Consider the following 17,856-nt stretch of genomic DNA (forward strand, 5'->3'; position numbering starts at 1 on the left):
CGCCGGACGACCGCCGCCCTCCTGACCTCTCGAGATCAGGAGGGCGGCGCTCGTTCGGCCCGGGTTCCCGCCGACCCACCCGGCCGGGTTGAGATTCCGGCAGGGGGTCCCTATGATTCCTGCAGAACACCATCCAGAGCGGCTGAGAGACCTGGCTCGACGACGTCGCAGCAACCCCCCGGCAACGGGCGCGGGTGCTTCCGCCAGGAACGATGGAGGAGCGCAGTGAACAAGACGTCCCACGTCGCCGTCCTGAGGCGCATCGTCGACTTCTGCCTCACCGGTTCCACCGGCTGTCGCTGACCCAGCACCCCCGCCGACCGGGAACGTGCCGGTCATCCCGCGTCCCTGCCGCAGGCCGGACGTGTCGTCGACGTACCCCTCAGCCTGGAGGACCCTTGCGCACCCGCACGCCACTTTCCGCCGTCGCCCTCGTCGCGTTGTTCGCCCTCACCGCCTGCGGTGGCGGGAGCCAGGACGACGGCAGTCCCGCCGCCGACGGTGAACCCGTCGCCGGTGGGAACCTCACCTTCGCCATCCAGGTCGACTCCGGCTGCATCGACCCGCAGCAGGTCGGCAACAACGACGCCCTGAACGTCGGTCGCCAGCTCGTCGACTCCCTCACGGTCCAGGACCTCGACGGTCAGGTCCAGCCGTGGCTGGCCCAGAGCTGGGAGGTCAGCCCCGACGCGAGGACGTTCACGTTCCACCTGCGTGAGGGCGCCACGTTCTCCGACGGGACGCCGCTCGACTCCGCGGCGGTCAAGGCGAACCTCGACGGCATCGTCGCACTCGGTGCGAAGGCGTCGTTGGCCTCGGCCTACCTCGCGGGCTACACCGGGACGCAGACGCCGGACGCGCAGACGGCCGTCGTGACGTTCTCGCAGCCGAGCGCGCAGTTCCTGCAGGCGACGTCGACGATGAGCCTCGGTCTGCTCTCCGTCGCGACGACCACCGCTGATCCCGCGACCCGTTGCGATGGAACGACTCTCGTCGGATCAGGCCCCTTCGTGGTCGGGAAGTACACCAAGGACAGCGAAGTCGTGCTGAAGAAGCGCACCGGGTACGCCTGGGCCCCGACGGGTTCCCAGCACAGCGGTGACGCCTACCTCGACACGATCACCTACCAGGTGGTCCCCGAGGCGAGCGTGCGCACCGGGTCGCTGCAGTCGGGTCAGATCGACGCGACGACGGCGATCTCCGCGCAGGACCTCCCGCAGTTCGACGGCGGCGGTTTCTGGACCGAACGTCGCGCGAACCCGGGCATCCCCTACAACTTCTTCCCCAACGAGTCGCGGCCGGTCTTCCAGGACGAACGCGTCCGTCAGGCCCTGTCCAAGGCCATCGACCGCGAACAACTGGCGAGCATCCTCAACCCGGGTGACGTGGCCGTGACGTCGGCGCTCTCGGCGTCCACCCCGGACGCACCCGACGACTCCGACGTCCTCGCCCACGACGTCGCCGGGGCCAACGCCCTCCTCGACGAGGCCGGCTGGACGAAGGGTTCGGACGGGATCCGCGCGAAGGACGGCCAGAAGCTCTCCTTCACGATCACCTTCTGGCAGCCCACCTCGGCGGTGCTGGAACTCGTGCAGCAGCAGGTGCGCGAGGTCGGGATCGACCTGCAGTTGAAGCAGGGCACGACGGCCGAGACGACGGCCCAGCAGAACTCCGGCGACTACGACGCGATCTTCTACAACCTGACCCGCTCCGACCCGGACGTCGCCCGCACGATCTTCTCCACCGAGGCGCGCAACGTGAACCACCGCGCGCACAGCGAGGTGGACGACCTGCTGACCCGGCAGGCCGCGACGACCGACCCCGCGCAGCGCGCGGACCTCGTCGCCCAGGCGTCGAAGCTCCTCCTGACCCAGGCCCACTCGATCCCGCTCGTCGAACTCTCCACCGTCATCGCCGCGAGCGACGACGTGCACGACCTGCAGTTCGAGGGTTCCTCCCGGTTGTGGTTCTACGACGCCTGGAAGACCTCGTGAACCTCGGGCTCGTGGGCTACGTGGGCCGCCGTCTCGGTCAGGCCGTGCTGGTCCTGTGGGCGGCGTTCACCGTGACGTTCGTCATCCTCTACCTGCTCCCGAGCGACCCGGTCTCGATCATGCTCGCCGGTGGTCAGGGCGGGGAGCAGGCCGCGGTCGACCCCGCCCAGGCGGCGGCGTTGCGCGCCGAGTACGGACTCGACGACCCGTTGCCCGTGCAGTACGTCCACGCGCTCTGGCGCACGCTGCACCTCGACCTCGGGAACTCGATCCAGAACGGCGCGCCGGTGTCGACGTCGATCGCCGACGCGTTGCCGCAGACGGCCCTGCTCGCCGCCTCGGCCTTCGTGGTCGCCCTCGTCCTGGGGGTGGGGATCGCCTTCCTCTCGACGTGGACGCGGTGGGCCTGGGCCCGGACGCTGCTGCTCGCCCTGCCGCCGCTGGGGGTCTCCCTGCCGACGTTCTGGGTCGGGCTGCTGCTCATCCAGGTGTTCTCGTTCCGGATCCCGGTCTTCCCCGCACTGGGCAACCGGGGGGTCTCCAGCCTCGTCCTGCCGGCCGTCACGCTGGCGATCCCGGTCTCGGCCTCCATCGCGCAGGTCCTCGCCCGGGGTCTGCGGACGGCCCTGGCCGAACCGTACGTCGAGACCGCCCGGGCCAAGGGTGCGTCCCGCGCCCGGGTACACCTGCGCCACGCGTTCCGCAACGCCACCATCCCGGCGCTCACCATCGGCGGGGTCGTCGTGGGGAACCTGCTCGCGGGGGCCGTCGTGGTCGAGACGGTGTTCTCCCGGGTCGGGATCGGGCGGCTGACGGTGACCGCCGTCAACGGTCAGGACATCCCGCTCGTGCAGGGCCTGGTCCTGCTGGCGGCGACGGTGTTCGTGGTCACCAACCTGGTCGTCGACCTCCTCTACCCGGTGCTCGACCCGCGCATCCGGGTGATCGGTGCCGCGCGCGCCTCGAAGCGCCGGGACCGCAGCGCGGACCGCGTCGTCGTGGGGGCCGGCGCGTGAGCCGGCCCGCACCCGAGGACGTCCTCGACGTCCTCGACATCGACGTCCGCTACCGCAGACCGGTCAGGCCCCGGCGCGCTGTCCCGAGCCGGCTGCGCCGTCCCGACGTGGTGGTCGCCGGTCTGGTCCTCCTGCTGGTGCTGCTCTGGGCGGTGGTCCCGGACCTCTTCACCGCGCAGAGCCCGATCGACGGCGTTCCCGCCGACCGGTTGCAGGGACCCTCCGCGGCCCACCTGTTCGGCACCGACCACCTCGGTCGGGACCTGTTCTCCCGGGTCGTCCACGGCTCGCGGTTGACGTTGCAGGCGACGGTGCTGGCCGTCCTCATCGGACTCCTCGTCGGCACGCTGGTCGGGCTGGTCTCGGGTTTCGTGCGCGGTGTCGTCGACGACGTGCTCATGCGGGTCATGGACGTGCTGCTGTCCATCCCGGCGCTGCTGCTGTCGATGGCCCTCATCACCGCGCTGGGTTTCGGCACGACCAAGGTGGCGATCGCCGTGGGCATCGGGACGGTCGCGAACTTCGCCCGGGTCATGCGCTCGGAGGTGCTGAAGGTCAGCTCCGCGGTCTACGTCGAGGCGGCCCGGGCCAGTGGCGTCCGGACGACGGGTGTGCTCTTCCGGCACGTGCTGCCCAACGCCGCGGGCCCCGTCCTGGCGCTGTCGGCGCTCGAGTTCGGGGTCGCCGTCCTCGCCGTCTCGTCGCTGAGCTTCCTGGGGTTCGGGGCGCCCCCACCCGCTCCCGAGTGGGGTTCGCTCGTGTCCGGCGGGCGCGACTACCTGGCGACCTCGTGGTGGCTGACGACGTTGCCCGGTCTGGTGGTGGCGGCCGTCGTGCTGTCCGCCAACCGCATCGCCCGGGCCCTGGAGAAGGGAAACGCCGCGTGAACGCTCCGCTGCTGCAGGTGCAGGACCTCCGGATCTCCTACACCGGCCGGGCCGGGAGGAAGGAGGTCGTGCACGGTGTCTCGTTCGACGTCCACCCCGGTGAGGTCGTCGCGGTCGTGGGGGAGTCCGGCTCCGGCAAGAGCACCACGGCGCACGCCGTCGTGGGTCTGCTGGCGGGCAACGGGTCGGTCGACGCCGGTTCCGTCCGGCTTGAGGGTGACGAACTCGTGGGTCTGAGCGACACCGCCTGGCGGCGGGTCCGCGGCGCGCGCATCGGCCTGGTCCCGCAGGACCCGACGCTGTCGCTGAACCCCGTGAAGCGCATCGGCGACCAGGTCGCCGAGGCGCTGCACGTGCACGGGCTCGCCAAGGGGGCCGCCGCCCGGGCGCGCGCGGTGGACCTGCTGACCTCCGCCGGCCTGCCCGACGCCGCGCTCCGCGCGAGGCAGTACCCGAGCGAACTCTCCGGCGGGATGCGCCAGCGCGTCCTCATCGCGATCGGACTCGCGGCCGGGCCCCGGCTGCTCGTCGCCGACGAACCCACCAGCGCTCTCGACGTCACCGTCCAGCGCCACGTCCTCGACCACCTCGAGGACCTGACCCGCGAGGCCGGCACCGCCGTGCTGTTCATCACCCACGACCTGGCGGTGGCCGCCGACCGGGCCACGCGCGTCGTGGTGATGTCCGAGGGCGAGGTCGTCGAGGTCGGGACCGCCCACCAGGTGCTCACCCGACCGCGGCACGCCTACACCCGGCAGTTGCTCGCCAGCGCACCCAGCCTGTCCAGCGCCCGGATCACCACCCGACCCCGCGAGCGCACCGCGCCGCCGGCACCGCGACCCGCGGAACCGCTCGTCCAGGTGCGGAACCTGGTGAAGGAGTTCCCGCTGCCGGGCCGGGGGAACACCCAGACCGCCGTCTCCGACGTCAGCTTCGACGTCGGCCGGGGTGAGACGGTCGGGCTGGTGGGGGAGTCCGGCTCGGGCAAGACCACCACCGCCCGCCTCGTCCTGGGTCTGGAACGTCCCACGACGGGTGAGGTCCTCTTCGCCGGGAGGCCGACGGCCGGCCTGCGGGGCTCGGCCTGGCGCGAGCTGCGGCGGCGGATGCAGCTCGTCTACCAGAACCCCTACGCCTCGCTCGATCCTCGCGTCGCCGTGGGGGAGACCGTCGCGGAGCCGTTGCGCGCGTTCGGCATCGGGAACGGGGCCTCGCGACGGCGACGGGCGGTGGAGTTGCTCGACCAGGTGCGGTTGCCGGCGGACGCCCTCGAACGGCGGCCCGCGGAACTCTCCGGCGGGCAGCGGCAGCGTGTCGCCATCGCGCGGGCCCTCGCGCTGGAGCCGGAGTTCGTGGTCTGCGACGAACCCGTCTCCGCGCTCGACGTCTCCGTCCAGGCGCAGATCCTGGAACTCCTCGTGCAGCTGCAGGCCGACCACGGGCTGAGCTACCTGTTCATCTCCCACGACCTGGCCGTCGTCCGGCAGGTCTGCGACCGGGTCGGGGTGATGCGCCACGGCGAGCTCGTCGAGTTCGCCACCTCCGAGGAGGTGTTCTCCGCGCCGCGGCACTCGTACACGGTGGAACTGCTGGAGGCCATCCCCGGCCGACGGGCCCTGGAGGACGTGTCGTGACCGCCGAACCCGTGGACCTGCTGGTGCGGGTCGTCGGGCCCCGTGACGACCTCGCGCGGCCGCTCTTCGACGACCTGGCCCGGGAGTACGGGACCCGCTACGGCGGGACCCCCGACCAGGTCCGGCAGGAGCTCGAGCGCTACCCGGCGCACGAGTTCGTGGAACCCCACGGCGTCCTGCTCCTGCTGCTCGAGGACGGCGATCCCGTCGCCGGCGGTGCCTACCGCCGTTACGACGAGCAGACCGCCGAGCTCAAGCGGATCTGGACCCACCCGGACCACCGTCGGCGGGGACTCGCCCGCCGGGTCCTCGTGGAACTCGAACGCCGGGCTGTCGCGGCGGGCTACCGCCGCACCTACCTCACGACCGGACCGCGCCAGCCCGAGGCGAAGCACCTGTACCTGACCACGGGCTACCGGCCGCTGTTCGACGTGGCCGTCGATCCCGAGACGATCGGGCCGCTGGCGTTCGAGAAGGCCCTCGGCCCTGGGTGAGCCGCACCGGTCTCAGAGCGTCGACGCGGCGAACGTGTCGCACTGCGCCGGGTCCCCACCCCGGAAACCCGTGGTGAACCAGCGTTGCCGCTGCTCCGAGGTGCCGTGCGTGTAGGAGCCGGGGTCGGTGCTGCCGTCGCCGAGGTTCGTCTGGATGAAGTCGTCGCCGATGCGTCCCGCCGTGTCCAGGGCGCGGGCGACGTCGTCGTCGGTGAGTTCCTCGATGAGCGGGCCGCCCGAGTCGTCCGGCACCGTCGTCGCGTGGTTCGCCCACGTCCCCGCGTAGCAGTCGGCCTGCAGCTCCAGCCGGACGCTGCCGCTGTCCGGCCCGCTCACCCCGGCCTGGACGGAGTCGCTGGTGCCCAGCAGGTCCTGCACGTGGTGCCCGTACTCGTGGGCGAGCACGTAGGCGTTCACGAACGTCCCGCCCTCGGCACCGAACCGGGTCCGCAGCTCGTCGAAGAAGGACAGGTCCACGTAGACGAGCCGGTCGGCCGGGCAGTAGAAGGGACCGGTCCCCGACGAGGCCGCCCCGCAGCCCGTCGAGACGGACCCGGAGAAGAACACGGTGTCGGTCTCGGTGTAGTTGCCGCCCAGCACCCCGCCCCAGTACGTCTGGATGGAGTCGATGTCGGCGACGAGGGCGCACTCCTCCTTCTGGTTCGCGTCCTCGCCGGTGCGGCAGGACGCCGCGAGCTCGGACCCGTCGGCGCTCTGGCCCGACCCGAGCCCGTCCAGCACGCTCGCCGACTGCGGCGTCGGGTCGCTCTGCCCGCCGAGGACCTGGAACAGGACGAGGACGAGGACGCCCACGATCCCCAGCCCACCCCCACCCAGGGCGACGGCCCGCCCGCCCCCGCCGCCGCGGCGGTCCTGCACGTTGCCGGTGTCGAGGCGGGCGTCGCCGCGGTACCTCACGGGAGCATCACAGGGTTCGTCACGGGATCGAGCATGCTGTGCCCCCGCGCGGCGCACCACTCCAGAGGTGTTCGTCGCGTTCCGTGACCGGGCTGGTACGCAGGAGCGTTCGGCCTGCGGCAGAGCCGAAGTCGTCCTACCGTTCGGTGACCACGCCCGACCGCACCTGTGGAGAACGATGCTGACGATCCCGCCCCCGCCGGACCCCGGGAGGGCCGTGCGGCGTGCGTTGCTCCTCGCCGAGCGCGAGGCGGCAGCCCGGCAACGCCGGGTGCGCGGGACCCAGCCCCGGCGGTTCCCGGTCCCGCCCCTCGGCAGTGGGCTGGACCCGGTGGTCAGGAGGCGTCGCCGAGGAGACCCAGGAACCGTTCCAGCCGGCTGATGCCCTCACGGAGTTCTTCGCGCGAGGCGGCGTAGGACAACCGGACGTGGGTCTCGGCGGTCGCCTCCCCGAAGTCACGACCCGGCGTCAGCGCCACGTGCGCCCGCTGCAGGGCCTGCTCGCAGAACTCCCAGGCGCCCAGGCCGGTCCCGCTGACGTCGAAGTAGACGTAGAACGCGCCGTCGGGTTCGACGGGGACGGGGAGCCCGATCCCGGCCAGCCCGGTCAGCACGATCCGGCGGCGCTCCCCGAGCTCGAGGCGTTGCTCCTCGCACAGGGCCAGGGTCCCCGGGGTGAAGCAGGCGAGCGCCGCCTGCTGCGCGGGTGCGGAGGCGCAGAGGAAGTAGTTCATCGCGAGCTTCTCGACCGCGGGGACGAGCCCGGCCGGCAGGACCGCCCAGCCCAGCCGCCAACCGGTCATGCCGAAGTACTTGGAGAAGCTGTTGACGACGATCGCGTCCGGGTCGACGGAGAGCACCGTCCGCGGCGCCGCGCCGTCGGGCGCCGGGTCGGAGAGGTCGAGGTAGATCTCGTCGACGATCCGCCATGCCCCCCGGGCCCGCGCCTGCTCGCAGATCTCGCTCAACTGCGCGAACGGGATCGACGTCCCCGTCGGGTTGGACGGCGTGGCGACCATGACGCTGCGGGTGCGCTCGGTCCACGCCCGCTCGACGCCGCCCGGGTCGAGCTGGTAGCGCGACGCCGCGGTGGTGGGCACCGTGACGACGACCCCGCCGAAGGTCTCCACCATCTGCCGGTTGCAGGGGTAGGACGGGTCGGCCATCACGACCTCGGACCCCGGGTCGGTCGTCGCGGCCAGCACCAGCAGCAGGGCGCTGGACGCGCCGGAGGTGACGACGATCCGCGCGGGGTCCACCTCGACGCCGTGCCGGTCCCGGTAGAAGCCCGCGATCGCCCGGCGCAGCGCGGGAGAACCCATCGACGGGGTGTAGGGGAGAGGACGGCCGTCCATCACCTGCCGCATGGCCTCGCGCACGGCCGGCGGGGCCCCGAAGTCCGGTTCCCCGATGCTGAGCCGCACCACGTGGTGGCCCTGCGCCTCGAGGACCGCCGCCTGCTCGCCGAAGGCCAGGGCGTGGAACGGCTGGACGGTCTGGGCGCGTTGCGCGAGTTGCACTGGTTCCCCTCGAGCCGCGGACTGGTGGCGCGAGGCTACCGCTCGCCCCGTCCCCGGCCCGCCCTGCGCGCGCCGCCGGACGCGTGAGTCGTGGGTGCGGCCGGTCCGGGCGGAGGTTAGGTTGACGTCGTGCCGATCCGGATCCCGCCGACCTACCGCGCGGCCTGGGTCCCCTTCCGCGAGGCCGGGCCACGGGACGCCGCCGCGGACGCGGCGATCGCCTGGATCGAGCAGCGCGGCGCCGAGTCCGGTGCGCGGAGCCTGCTCGTGACCAACGACAAGGTCACGGTGACGGTCAACCAGCGTCTGCTCGCCTTCGCCCGGCGGCACACCGCGGCGACGCCGCGGATGAGCACCGGTGGGGCCCGGGGGGTGCCGGTCCTCGCCTACTGCCCCGACCCGGCCGCCCTGCACCTGGCCGTCCAGCGGGCCCACGGCGCGTCGCTGGTCGTCGTCGAGGGTGCCGCGGGACAGCTGCGCGGCTGGGCCTCGGTGGTGGCGCCCCTGGACCTCGGCGACCCCGGAGCACCCGCCGGGCGCACGGAACCCGCCGACGAGCCGTGGCTGGACACCGTCGCGCTGCTCGCCTCCGAGGAGCACGGTCTGCTCGCGGCACCGGAGCACACCCTCGCGGTCCTGGAGCGCATCGCCCCGGAGCGCCGGACCCTGCTGCCGACGGCGCTCCTCGCGCACGGCGTGACGCTGCACCACGTCCGCCGCATCAGCAAGCTGATCGACGCTCTGTCCTCCTGTCCCGCACCCTGCCGCACCGCCTGACGAGCTCGCGCGAGCGCCCGGGAACCCGCACCATGACTGCCGTGGAGATCAACGAGGCGACGACCGCGCGGGCCGTCCGGGTGCTGCACGTCCCGGGTGGGCACGGTTACGTCGCCAACGTGCAGGACGCACGGGTCCCGGACGTCACCGTGGTACCGGAACCCGCGCCGTCGGGCGTCTGGGCACCGTCGCGGGCGCTCGACGCCGCGTGGGTGGTCGGGCACGCCGAGGAGTTCGACGTCCTGCACCTGCACTTCGGGTTCGAGTCGCGCACCCCGGCGCAGCTCCAGGACCTGGTGGACGCGCTGCGGGGCACCGGGAAGGCCCTCGTCCTCACCGTGCACGACCTGGAGAACCCGCACCTCCTGGACCAGTCCGGGTACCACCGCCTGCTCGACGTCCTGGTCCCGGCCGCCGACGGTGTCCTGACGTTGACGCCCGGTGCGGCGCAGGCGGTCCAGGACCGGTGGGGTCGCACGCCGGTGGTCGTCCCGCACCCGCACCTCGCGCCGCCGGAACGCATCGGGACCCCGCGTCCCGCCCACCCCGCACCCGTGGTCGGGCTGCACCTCAAGAGCCTGCGGGCGAACCTGCTGGCCCTGCCCGCGGTGCGGACCCTGGCCGACGCGGTGGCCCGGGTTCCCGGGGCCCGGTTGCGCGTCGACGTCCACGACGAGGCGCTGCGCCCCGACTTCCCCCGCCACGACGCGGAACTCACGGCGTGGTTGCGGGCCGCCGCGGAGCAGGGACGCATCGACCTGCGGGTGCACGGACGCTTCGACGACGAGGAACTCCTCGACTACCTGCTCGACCTCGACGTCTCGGTCGTCGCCTACGGCCACGGGACCCATTCGGGCTGGCTGGAACTCTGCCACGACCTCGGGGTCGCCGTCCTGGCCGGCCGAGCGGGTTTCCTCGCCGAGCAGCACCCGCTGGAGCAGGTGGACCTGCACGACGTGGAGTCCGTGCTGACGGGGTTGCGGCGCGCGCTCGCGGGCGTTCCCGGGGCCACCGCGGCGGGTCGGTCGGCGCAGCGGCTGGAGATCGCACGCGCGCACCGGGACCTGTACCGGGCCGTCCGGGAGCGTGTCACGAGTGGGGTCGTCGAGGGTGGGGTCGGGGTGACGCGGTGATCGGCTGGTACGCCCACCACCAGGGTTCCGGCCACGTGCAGCGGCTGCGGGCGGTCGCCGGGCACCTGCGCACCCCGGTGACGGCGCTCTCCTCGGCCCCGCGGCCGGCGGACTGGGACGGGGAGTGGGTGCAGCTCGAACGGGACGACACCGAACCCCTCGACCGCAGCCGCGTCGACGCCGGGGGGCGGTTGCACTGGGTTCCCGCGCACCACCCGGGGCTGGCCGCGCGCACCGCCCGCATCGCGACGTGGATCGCGACGGCCCGGCCGGCGCTCGTGGTCGTCGACGTCTCCGTCGAGGTGGCGCTGCTGGCCCGGTTGTGCGGGGTCCCCGTCGTCGTGGCGGCGATGCTGGGGGACCGTGACGACCCCGCGCACCGGCTGGGCCGCGACGTCGCCCGGGCCCTGCTGGCCCCGTGGCCGGAACCCGCGGACCCGTCCCCGGGGTCGGGGACCCCGGTCGTGCACGTGGGCGCGTTCTCGCGCTTCGACGGGCGCCCCACCGTCGAACCCGTTCCGGGCACCGTGCTCGTCCTCTGGGGCAGCGGAGGCCGCGACGTCAGCGACGACGACTTCCGGCGCGCCCGCGAGGCGACGCCGGGCTGGACCTGGGAGTACCTCGTTCCCGGTCGTGGGGACCGGCCGGTCGACGTCTGGGACGCGTTGCAGCGCAACGAGGTCGTCGTCGTCCACGGCGGTCACAACGCGGTGGCGGAGGTCGCGGCCGCGCGGCGGGCGGCCGTCGTCGTGGCCCAGGAACGTCCCTTCGGTGAGCAGCGCCGCCGGGCGGCACTCCTGCGCGCCGAAGGGATCACGGCCCTCGACGAGTGGCCGGAACCCCGAGCCTGGCCGGAACTCCTGGTCGAGGCCCGCGCCGTCGGCGCGGAACCCTGGAAGCGCTGGGCGCCCGGCGACGGGGCGGCCCGGGCGGCGCGGTTCCTCGACGACCTCGCGGACCGGGAGGGTGGCGCGTGAACGCCACTGCCGTCCTGGCCACCGCGGTCCTCACCATCGTCGCGGGTCGCCACGACCACCTCCGCGGTCAGCTGATCGGGTTGCAGCGCAGCACCTCCACGCCGCGCTGGCACGTCGTCGCGGCCATGGGTGACCCGGCCGTGCGCGAGGTCGTCGCCGAGTTCGACCGGCCCGGGACCTGCGAGGTCGTCGTCGTCGACGTCCCCGTCGGACCGGACGGGGAACTCCCGCTGGCCCGGGCGCGGAACGCCGCCGCGGCGGAGGCGATGCGTCGGGGTGCGGAACTCCTGGTCCTGCTGGACGTCGACTGCGTCCCGGCGCCCGGCACTCTCGCCGCCTACGAACGGGCGGTCGCCCGCGGCGCAGCCGACGCGGGGCCCGCGTTGTGGTGCGGGACCGTCGCCTACCTCCCGCCCGGTGTCGTGGTGCGGTCCGTCCGCGACCTCGAAGGCCTCTCCGCCGCAGCCGATCCGCACCCGGCGCGACCCGTCCCGGCGGCCGGTGAGGTGGTCCTCGCCGACGAGTCGCAGTGGTGGTTGTTCTGGTCGCTCTCCTTCGCCACGACGGCGGCGGACTGGCGCCGGTTCGGGGGTTTCTGCGAGGAGTTCCGCGGCTACGGCGGTGAGGACACCGACGTCGCCGCGACGGTGCGGTCGATGGGCGGCGCGCTGCACTGGGTGGGTGGGGCGCAGGCCTACCACCAGCACCACCCCACGCAGCGACCACCGGTCCAGCACCTGGAGGCCGTCCTGCGCAACGCCGCGGTGTTCCACCGGCGGTGGGGGTGGTTCCCGATGGAGGGCTGGCTGGCGGAGTTCCAGGAGAGGGGACTGGCCGCCTACGACGCGGCGACCTCGACCTGGTCCTCGACCCGGCCCTCGACCCGGCCCTCGGTGGTGTCCGACCAGCGTCCGAGCACCCTCGCGTAGAGGCGCTCGTAGCCGTCGACCACCCCGTCGAAGGACAGGTGCTCCAGCGCGTGGCGCCGGACCTCACGTCGGTCCAGCACCAGGACGTCGTCGACGGCCGCGGCCAGCGCGGCCACGTCGTCGGCCGGCACGACGCGACCCATCGCGCTCGTCCCGCCCGGGCTCAGCACCTCACGGATCCCACCCCGGTCGAAGGCCACCACCGGCGTCCCCGACATGGCCGCCTCCGCGCAGACCAGCCCGAACGGCTCGTCCCAGACCGGGGTCACCAGGACCGCCGAGGCGTTGCCGACCGCCCGGCTGAGGTCGTGACCGCCCAGGTGCCCCCGGTAGGTGGCGTCCGGGCCCAGCAGGGGTTCCACCTCGGCGGCGAAGTACGCGGGGTCGGCGACGGGTCCGACGAGGTCCAGGTGCCGGCCGGCGAGCGCCGCGGCCCGCAGGGCGAGGTGCGGGGCCTTCTCGGGCACGATCCGGCCGAACCAGAGGAGTCCACCGCGTCCCGGACCGAGTCGCCAACGGCGGGGGACGACTCCGTTCGGGACGACCTGCACCGACGGGACGTGCGGTGACCACTGGGCGGCGGTGAAACCGCTGACGCAGGTGAACGCGGCCGATCCGCCGCCCGCGGCCAGCGCGGACGTGAGCCACGGCGTCGGCGGGGTGTGCAGGCTCGTCACGACCGGTACCGGCAACGTGTCGGCCAGGGCGAGGGGGAGGTAGTGCAGCGAGTTGTTGTGCACGACGTCGACGTGACCGGCGTAGGTCGTGCGCAGGGCGGTCATGACGCGGAGGTGGTCGTGGTGCTCGGTCATGAACTCCGCGGCCGGCATCGACGAGTCGGTGCGGGCGAGGTCGTCCGCCGCCCACGACCCACCCCCGAGGACCTCGGGCTGGACCCCCGGTGAGCCGGCGCCCGCGAAGAGGAGGACCTGGTGACCCCGGGCGCGCAACCCGTCGACGAGCGTGCCCACGAAGGACTCGAGCCCGCCCGCGTACGGCTCGGCGACGGGGTGACGGCTCGGTCCGAGCACGGCGATCCGCAGCGGCTCCGAGGGTCCGCGCCGTGCCTGCGCCGTCCGACGCGCCGGGTGACGGGTCAGTCCTCCCGGGAACCGGTGGGAGGAGGCGTGGGTGTCGAGCACAGGAGGATGACAGCACGCCCGGCGCGGTTCCGCTTCCGGGGGCCCCCTGGGGCTGGTGCCCCTATTGTCAACCCGTGACGAGGGAGGAGCACTACGGAGGGTTCTACGGGCTGGTGCCCCTGCCCGTCGACGACGGCCGACCGCTGGTGCTCGTCCACGGCAACTGCCAGGCGGAGTCCCTGCGGGTCCTGCTGGGAACGCCCTCCTCCCCGGTCCGCACCGTGCGGGTGCCGCCGGTCCACGAGCTGACCGCCGCGGACCTGCCCCACCTGGACCGGCTGCTGGCCCACGTCGACGTCCTCGTGTCGCAACCGGTGCGCGACGACTACCGCGACCTGCCGCTCGGCACGGCGCAGCTGGCCGCGCGTGCCCCGCGCACCCCGCGGGTGGTGGTCGTACCGGTGCTGAGGTGGGCTGCGCTGCACCCGTTCCAGGTGATCGTGCGCAGTCCGGAGTCCGGTGAACCACCGGTCGTGCCCTACCACGACCTGCGTTCCCTGACGCTGGCCGCCGGGCGTCCGCCGCTGCCCGAGGTCCCCTCGCCCGAGGCGGTGCGGGAGGTGCGCGCGGTGTCGGTGCGGGAACTGCAGGAGCGCTGCGCCCGGCACGGGGCGCTCGAGGTCGCGGACCTGCTGCTCGCCGCCGGCGCCCGCGCGACGCAGACGATCAACCACCCCGGCAACGACGTCCTGCGCGGTCTGGCCGGACGGGTCCTGCGGGCCTGCGGGCTGCCCGCCGCGGTCGACGACCCGGGCCGCACCCTGCTGGACAGCGTCCACGCCCCGGTGCTGCCGGAGGTCCTGTCCGCCCTGGGGCTGGCGGGGAGCGGGCGGCCGGGCTGGACCGTGGCCGGGCGCGAGGTCGCCGACGCGGAGGTCCGCGAAGCCCACCTGCGCTGGTACCGGGAGCACCCGGGGGTGGCGGAGGCGGGGTTGGCCCGGCACGCGGAGGTCGCGGCGGTGCTGTCGTGACGGTGTCCCTGGTCGTCGGCCCGGCCGAGCACGGGGTGACGGCGGCGGCGCTGGCCCAGTGGGGGGTCGTGGGCGGCGATCCCGGCCGTCGGCTCGTGCGGCGGGGGGGACGTCCCGACCTCCCCGACGTCCTGCGGGAGCTGGACGGGGTGGGGCCCGGACCCGTCCTGGTGCACGTCACCGACCGGCTCTACGGCCGGGACGCCGACGAGGCGGCCGCGTTCGTCGAGGGGCTGGCGTCGGCGCGGGACCTGCTGGTGACCCTGCACGACCTGCCGCAACCCAGCGACGGTCCGGTCAACCACCCCCGCCGGGCGCGGGCCTACCGGCGGATGGCGGAGGCGGCCTCCGCCGTGGTGGTGTCCAGCCGGCACGAGCAGCGCCTGCTCGCGGCCTGCGGGGTCAGCCGGCTGGCCGACGTGGTGCCGCTGCCCGTTCCGCGGTTCGCCCCCTCGCCCGCGGCGGACCCGTGGGCGCGACCCGTGGCCGTGGCCGTCCTGGGTTTCCTCTACCCCGGGAAGGGGCACGAACTCGTCCTGGACGCCCTCGACGGCCTGCCCGCCGGGGTCGGGCTGTCCGCCCTCGGCCGGCCCTCCGACGGGCACGAGGACCTCGTGGCGGAACTCACCCGCCGGGCCCACGCGAAGGGACGCAGCTTCGAGGTCACCGGGTACGTGCCCGACGCGGAGCTCCCCGCGCTGCTGCGTTCCGCGGTGGTTCCGGTCGCCCCGCACGAGCACCTCTCCGCCTCGGGTTCCATCAACGCCTGGATCGGGGCCGGGCGACGTCCGCTGGTGCCGCGCAGCGACTACGTCACGGAACTGCTGGAGCGTCACCCCGACTGCGTCCGGGTCTACGACGACCTGGCGAGCGCCCTGCTCGAGGTCTGGTCGACACCGGAACTCAGCTGGGCCGACGGCCCGGGCGGACCGACGCTGGAGGAGACCGTCCAAGAACTGCTGGCGATCGCGGACCGGTTGCCCGCGTGAGGATCCCGCTCGTCACGGTCGTGGTGCCCTACTTCGAGGACCCGCACGGTCTGGACCTCGTGCTGACCGCGCTGGAACTCCAGGACCACCCCTCCCTCGAGGTCGTCGTCGCCGACGACGGTTCCCGGGTGGAGCCGCAGCCCGGGCCACGTCCCTATCCAGTGCGGGTCGTGTCCCAGCCGGACCGGGGTTTCCGGGCCGCGGCCGCCCGCAACCTCGGGGCGGCGGCCGGTCGGGGTTCGCTGTTCTGCTTCCTCGACGCCGACACCGTGCCGGAACCCGGGTACGTCTCGGCCGTGGTGCGTGCGGTGGCCGGCGGTGCCGACCTCGTGGTGGGGCGTCGACGCCACGCCGACCTCGCGTCGACGACCCCGGGCGAGCTCCGCGCCTGGTTCGCGACGGGCGTCCCGGCCGCGCGGGAGTTCCCCGAACCCGCCTGGCTGGTCGAGGCCTACGAACGCACCGACGACCTGCGCGCCGCCGGGGACGACGCCTACCGGTTCGTCATCTCCGCGGTGCTCAGCGTCACGCGGGAACTGTTCGAGGAGGTCTCCGGGTTCGAGGAGGCGTTCACCGCCTACGGGGGCGAGGACTGGGAGTTCGCCCACCGCTGCTGGGTCGCGGGCGCCGGGTTCGTGCACGCCCGTGACGCCGTGGCCTGGCACGACGGCCCGGACTTCGCCGGGCGGACCGACGAGGCGCAGGCGCGGTCCTCGCGCAATCTCGAGGGTCTGACGCTCGCCCGGTTCGTCCCCGACCCCGCGGCCCGCGGGGAGGGCCTGATCTGGTCCCACCCCGACGTCGTCGTCACCCTCGAGGACCGCGGCCGCGAACCGGCGGACGTCGTGGCGTCGGTCCGTTCGCTGCTGCGGGGTTCCGACGCCGGGGTCTGGCTGGTCTCGGGGGAGGCGGCGGACCTGCTGGACGACCCGCGCGTCCACCGCGGCCGCCCGCCGTGGGACGTGCTGCGCCGCTGCCGGTTCCGGGTCGACCTCGACGTCCCCGTCCTGCTGTCGGGGAGCACCCTGCGCGACCTCGCGGACGTGGCCCCCGCGCGGGTCGGGGAGCACCTCGTGGTCCGGCGCAGCCGGGACCTGGCCCGCGGCGAGGGGGCCGAGGTCCTCGACGTCCCCGGCGTCACGGCGGCCGAGGCGGTCGACAGCGACCTGCAGCGGACGTGGGGCCGCGAGGACCACCGGCGTCCCCGCCCTCACACGTCGCTGCGGACCCCGTTCGTGCCCAGCGACACCCCGAGCTCGCGGCCGTAGGCCGGCACGACCTCACCGTCCACGTCACCCCGGCCCACCAGTTCCACCAGGCAGCGCACCACCAGGTCGGGCGAGGCGTAGACGTGGTGGGCGAGCAGCGCGAGGTGGGTGAGCTGTTGCGTCGAGAGCTCCCCGAGCTGGCCGAAGTCCTTGACGTAGGCGACGTCGGCCTCGAGGAGCTGCTGGTGGGTCGCGAAGATGTTCCCGTCCAGGACCCCGGGGGAGATCGGCCAGCGCTTGACGGCGGCGAAGGCGTGCGGCAGGAAACCCTGGGCGCGCAGTTCCGCGTCGACGTCGGCGAACAACGGCTGGTCCTGGTAGAGCGGGACGAAGGAGACCTCGGTGTGCACCGCGACGGCGTCGGCGAGGGTCCTCCGGCCGTTCTGGAACACCATGAGCTCCGAACCCTGGACGTCGATCTTGAGCAGGTCCAGCGGTCCGAGGTCGGGGACGTCGTCGAGTCGCGTCGTCGCGACCGGGATGCGCTCCAGCACCTGGCCGTAGCGGGCGAACTCGTTCAGGGCCGACAGGCGGGCGACGTCCGGCTCGAAGAGACTGGTCATCCCGTTCATCCAGGTGACCTTGAGCTCGTGGCCGCCACCATCACCGACCGCGTGCTGCAGGTAGCGCTCGTGGGGACCGGCCGCCGCGTGCAACTTCGCCAGCGCGTCGGCCTGAGGTTCGAACCCGACTACGGTGCACAACCCCGCGGCCAGCATCGGGGCGTAGGGCGGGTCACCGTCGATGGGGTTCGCCCCGATGTCGACCACCGCCGTCCGCCGGGTCGCTGCGAGGAGCTCGATCCACGACTGCACATTGCACCTTCCTGACGACGGCCCGGGTGGCGCCGATGTGCAGGTGAGGTTACGGGAGCGGCGCGAACGCGCGAGGCGAAGCCTCCTGCGCCCCGGGCGGGACCGTCCGGTGCGGTGAGGGCGTCACCCGGGGACCGGGTGACGCCCGCGGATCACTTCTCGTAGGTGTGCAGGGCCAGCCCGACGCCGAAGAAGGTGGGGGCCCAGTGGCCGACGAAGATGCCCCAACGGTCGGCGCGGTCGGTCCCGGCGTCCTCCGCCTGACGGGAGATCCCCCAGGCCAGGAACGAGAGGCCGATGCTCGCGAAACCGGCGGTGTAGGCCCAGTCGGACTTCACACCGGCGTCGTGCAGGTACTTGATCACAGGATTCTCCTCGTCGTCGGTGGGCAC

General features: G+C 73.7%; 17 protein-coding genes and 1 riboswitch. Of the genes, 12 read left to right on the top strand and 5 right to left on the bottom strand.

Annotation, left to right across the window (positions count from 1 at the left end; translation table 11 throughout):
* The first annotated feature begins 126 nt into the window (after positions 1–126).
* Positions 127–219, top strand: a riboswitch (SAM riboswitch).
* A 179-nt stretch (positions 220–398) separates the two neighbouring features.
* The 5 genes from SJY07_RS18620 to SJY07_RS18640 are packed head-to-tail and all read left to right on the top strand — an operon-like array spanning position 399 to position 6,025.
* Positions 399–1,994 (top strand): ABC transporter substrate-binding protein, encoded by a 1,596-nt coding sequence (locus SJY07_RS18620; protein ID WP_380161133.1) that lies wholly within the window; start codon positions 399–401, stop codon positions 1,992–1,994.
* Entirely contained in the window at positions 1,991–3,010 is a 1,020-nt protein-coding gene (locus SJY07_RS18625) for an ABC transporter permease (protein ID WP_380161135.1), read from the top strand. Before SJY07_RS18620 ends, SJY07_RS18625 begins: the two co-directional genes overlap by 4 nt.
* A gap of 38 nt (positions 3,011–3,048) precedes the next feature.
* The gene (locus SJY07_RS18630; RefSeq protein WP_380162404.1) at positions 3,049–3,897 is read left to right on the top strand and encodes an ABC transporter permease; all 849 of its coding nucleotides are present in this window, start codon (positions 3,049–3,051) and stop codon (positions 3,895–3,897) included.
* Entirely contained in the window at positions 3,894–5,531 is a 1,638-nt protein-coding gene (locus SJY07_RS18635; RefSeq protein WP_380161137.1) for a dipeptide ABC transporter ATP-binding protein, read from the top strand. The genes SJY07_RS18630 and SJY07_RS18635 overlap by 4 nt, the downstream gene beginning before the upstream one ends.
* Positions 5,528–6,025, top strand: a complete 498-nt coding sequence (locus SJY07_RS18640; RefSeq protein ID WP_380161139.1) for a GNAT family N-acetyltransferase — start codon at positions 5,528–5,530, stop codon at positions 6,023–6,025. The genes SJY07_RS18635 and SJY07_RS18640 overlap by 4 nt, the downstream gene beginning before the upstream one ends.
* 12 nt (positions 6,026–6,037) lie before the next feature.
* Here SJY07_RS18640 and SJY07_RS18645 read toward each other — a convergent pair whose 3' ends face one another.
* Together SJY07_RS18645 and SJY07_RS18650 are read right to left on the bottom strand one after the other, a co-directional pair.
* Positions 6,038–6,943, bottom strand: a complete 906-nt coding sequence (locus SJY07_RS18645; RefSeq protein ID WP_380161140.1) for a neutral zinc metallopeptidase — start codon at positions 6,941–6,943, stop codon at positions 6,038–6,040.
* Between the two features lie 335 nt (positions 6,944–7,278).
* Positions 7,279–8,463 carry an aminotransferase class I/II-fold pyridoxal phosphate-dependent enzyme gene (locus tag SJY07_RS18650; protein WP_380161141.1) on the bottom strand — a complete coding sequence of 395 codons (1,185 nt, stop codon included), beginning with the start codon at positions 8,461–8,463 and terminating at the stop codon, positions 7,279–7,281.
* 129 nt (positions 8,464–8,592) lie between these two features.
* Between SJY07_RS18650 and SJY07_RS18655 the strand changes: the two genes are divergently transcribed.
* From SJY07_RS18655 to SJY07_RS18670, 4 genes are read left to right on the top strand one after another with little or no spacing between them, the layout of a single operon-like run.
* Positions 8,593–9,240 (top strand): hypothetical protein, encoded by a 648-nt coding sequence (locus SJY07_RS18655; protein ID WP_328292722.1) that lies wholly within the window; start codon positions 8,593–8,595, stop codon positions 9,238–9,240.
* A 41-nt stretch (positions 9,241–9,281) separates the two neighbouring features.
* On the top strand, positions 9,282–10,373 hold the full coding sequence (locus tag SJY07_RS18660) for a hypothetical protein (RefSeq protein ID WP_328292721.1): 1,092 nt from the start codon (positions 9,282–9,284) through the stop codon (positions 10,371–10,373).
* Entirely contained in the window at positions 10,370–11,350 is a 981-nt protein-coding gene (locus tag SJY07_RS18665; protein WP_380161142.1) for a hypothetical protein, read from the top strand. Before SJY07_RS18660 ends, SJY07_RS18665 begins: the two co-directional genes overlap by 4 nt.
* Complete coding sequence (locus tag SJY07_RS18670) at positions 11,347–12,279, top strand: glycosyltransferase family 2 protein (RefSeq protein WP_380161143.1); 933 nt, start codon at positions 11,347–11,349, stop codon at positions 12,277–12,279. Before SJY07_RS18665 ends, SJY07_RS18670 begins: the two co-directional genes overlap by 4 nt.
* Here the strand turns inward: SJY07_RS18670 and SJY07_RS18675 are convergent.
* Positions 12,189–13,421 (bottom strand): glycosyltransferase, encoded by a 1,233-nt coding sequence (locus SJY07_RS18675; protein ID WP_380161144.1) that lies wholly within the window; start codon positions 13,419–13,421, stop codon positions 12,189–12,191. The genes SJY07_RS18670 and SJY07_RS18675 overlap by 91 nt on opposite strands.
* Before the next feature lie 74 nt (positions 13,422–13,495).
* Here SJY07_RS18675 and SJY07_RS18680 point away from each other — a divergent pair, with 74 nt between their 5' ends.
* Genes SJY07_RS18680 through SJY07_RS18690 form a run of 3 tightly spaced genes read left to right on the top strand, consistent with a single transcriptional unit; the run spans position 13,496 to position 16,649 of the window.
* The gene (locus SJY07_RS18680; RefSeq protein WP_380161145.1) at positions 13,496–14,392 is read left to right on the top strand and encodes a WcbI family polysaccharide biosynthesis putative acetyltransferase; all 897 of its coding nucleotides are present in this window, start codon (positions 13,496–13,498) and stop codon (positions 14,390–14,392) included.
* Complete coding sequence (locus SJY07_RS18685; RefSeq protein ID WP_380161146.1) at positions 14,389–15,381, top strand: hypothetical protein; 993 nt, start codon at positions 14,389–14,391, stop codon at positions 15,379–15,381. The genes SJY07_RS18680 and SJY07_RS18685 overlap by 4 nt, the downstream gene beginning before the upstream one ends.
* Positions 15,378–16,649: a glycosyltransferase family 2 protein gene (locus tag SJY07_RS18690; protein ID WP_380161147.1), complete on the top strand. Its 1,272-nt coding sequence runs from the start codon at positions 15,378–15,380 to the stop codon at positions 16,647–16,649. Before SJY07_RS18685 ends, SJY07_RS18690 begins: the two co-directional genes overlap by 4 nt.
* Here the strand turns inward: SJY07_RS18690 and SJY07_RS18695 are convergent.
* Together SJY07_RS18695 and SJY07_RS18700 are read right to left on the bottom strand one after the other, a co-directional pair.
* Positions 16,592–17,464 carry an FkbM family methyltransferase gene (locus SJY07_RS18695; protein WP_328292714.1) on the bottom strand — a complete coding sequence of 291 codons (873 nt, stop codon included), beginning with the start codon at positions 17,462–17,464 and terminating at the stop codon, positions 16,592–16,594. The genes SJY07_RS18690 and SJY07_RS18695 overlap by 58 nt on opposite strands.
* A 152-nt stretch (positions 17,465–17,616) precedes the next feature.
* Positions 17,617–17,829 (bottom strand): hypothetical protein, encoded by a 213-nt coding sequence (locus SJY07_RS18700; RefSeq protein ID WP_380161148.1) that lies wholly within the window; start codon positions 17,827–17,829, stop codon positions 17,617–17,619.
* Positions 17,830–17,856 lie beyond the last annotated feature (27 nt).

It is taken from the genome of Kineococcus sp. R86509 (genome assembly GCF_042466365.1).
GTDB lineage: Bacteria > Actinomycetota > Actinomycetes > Actinomycetales > Kineococcaceae > Kineococcus.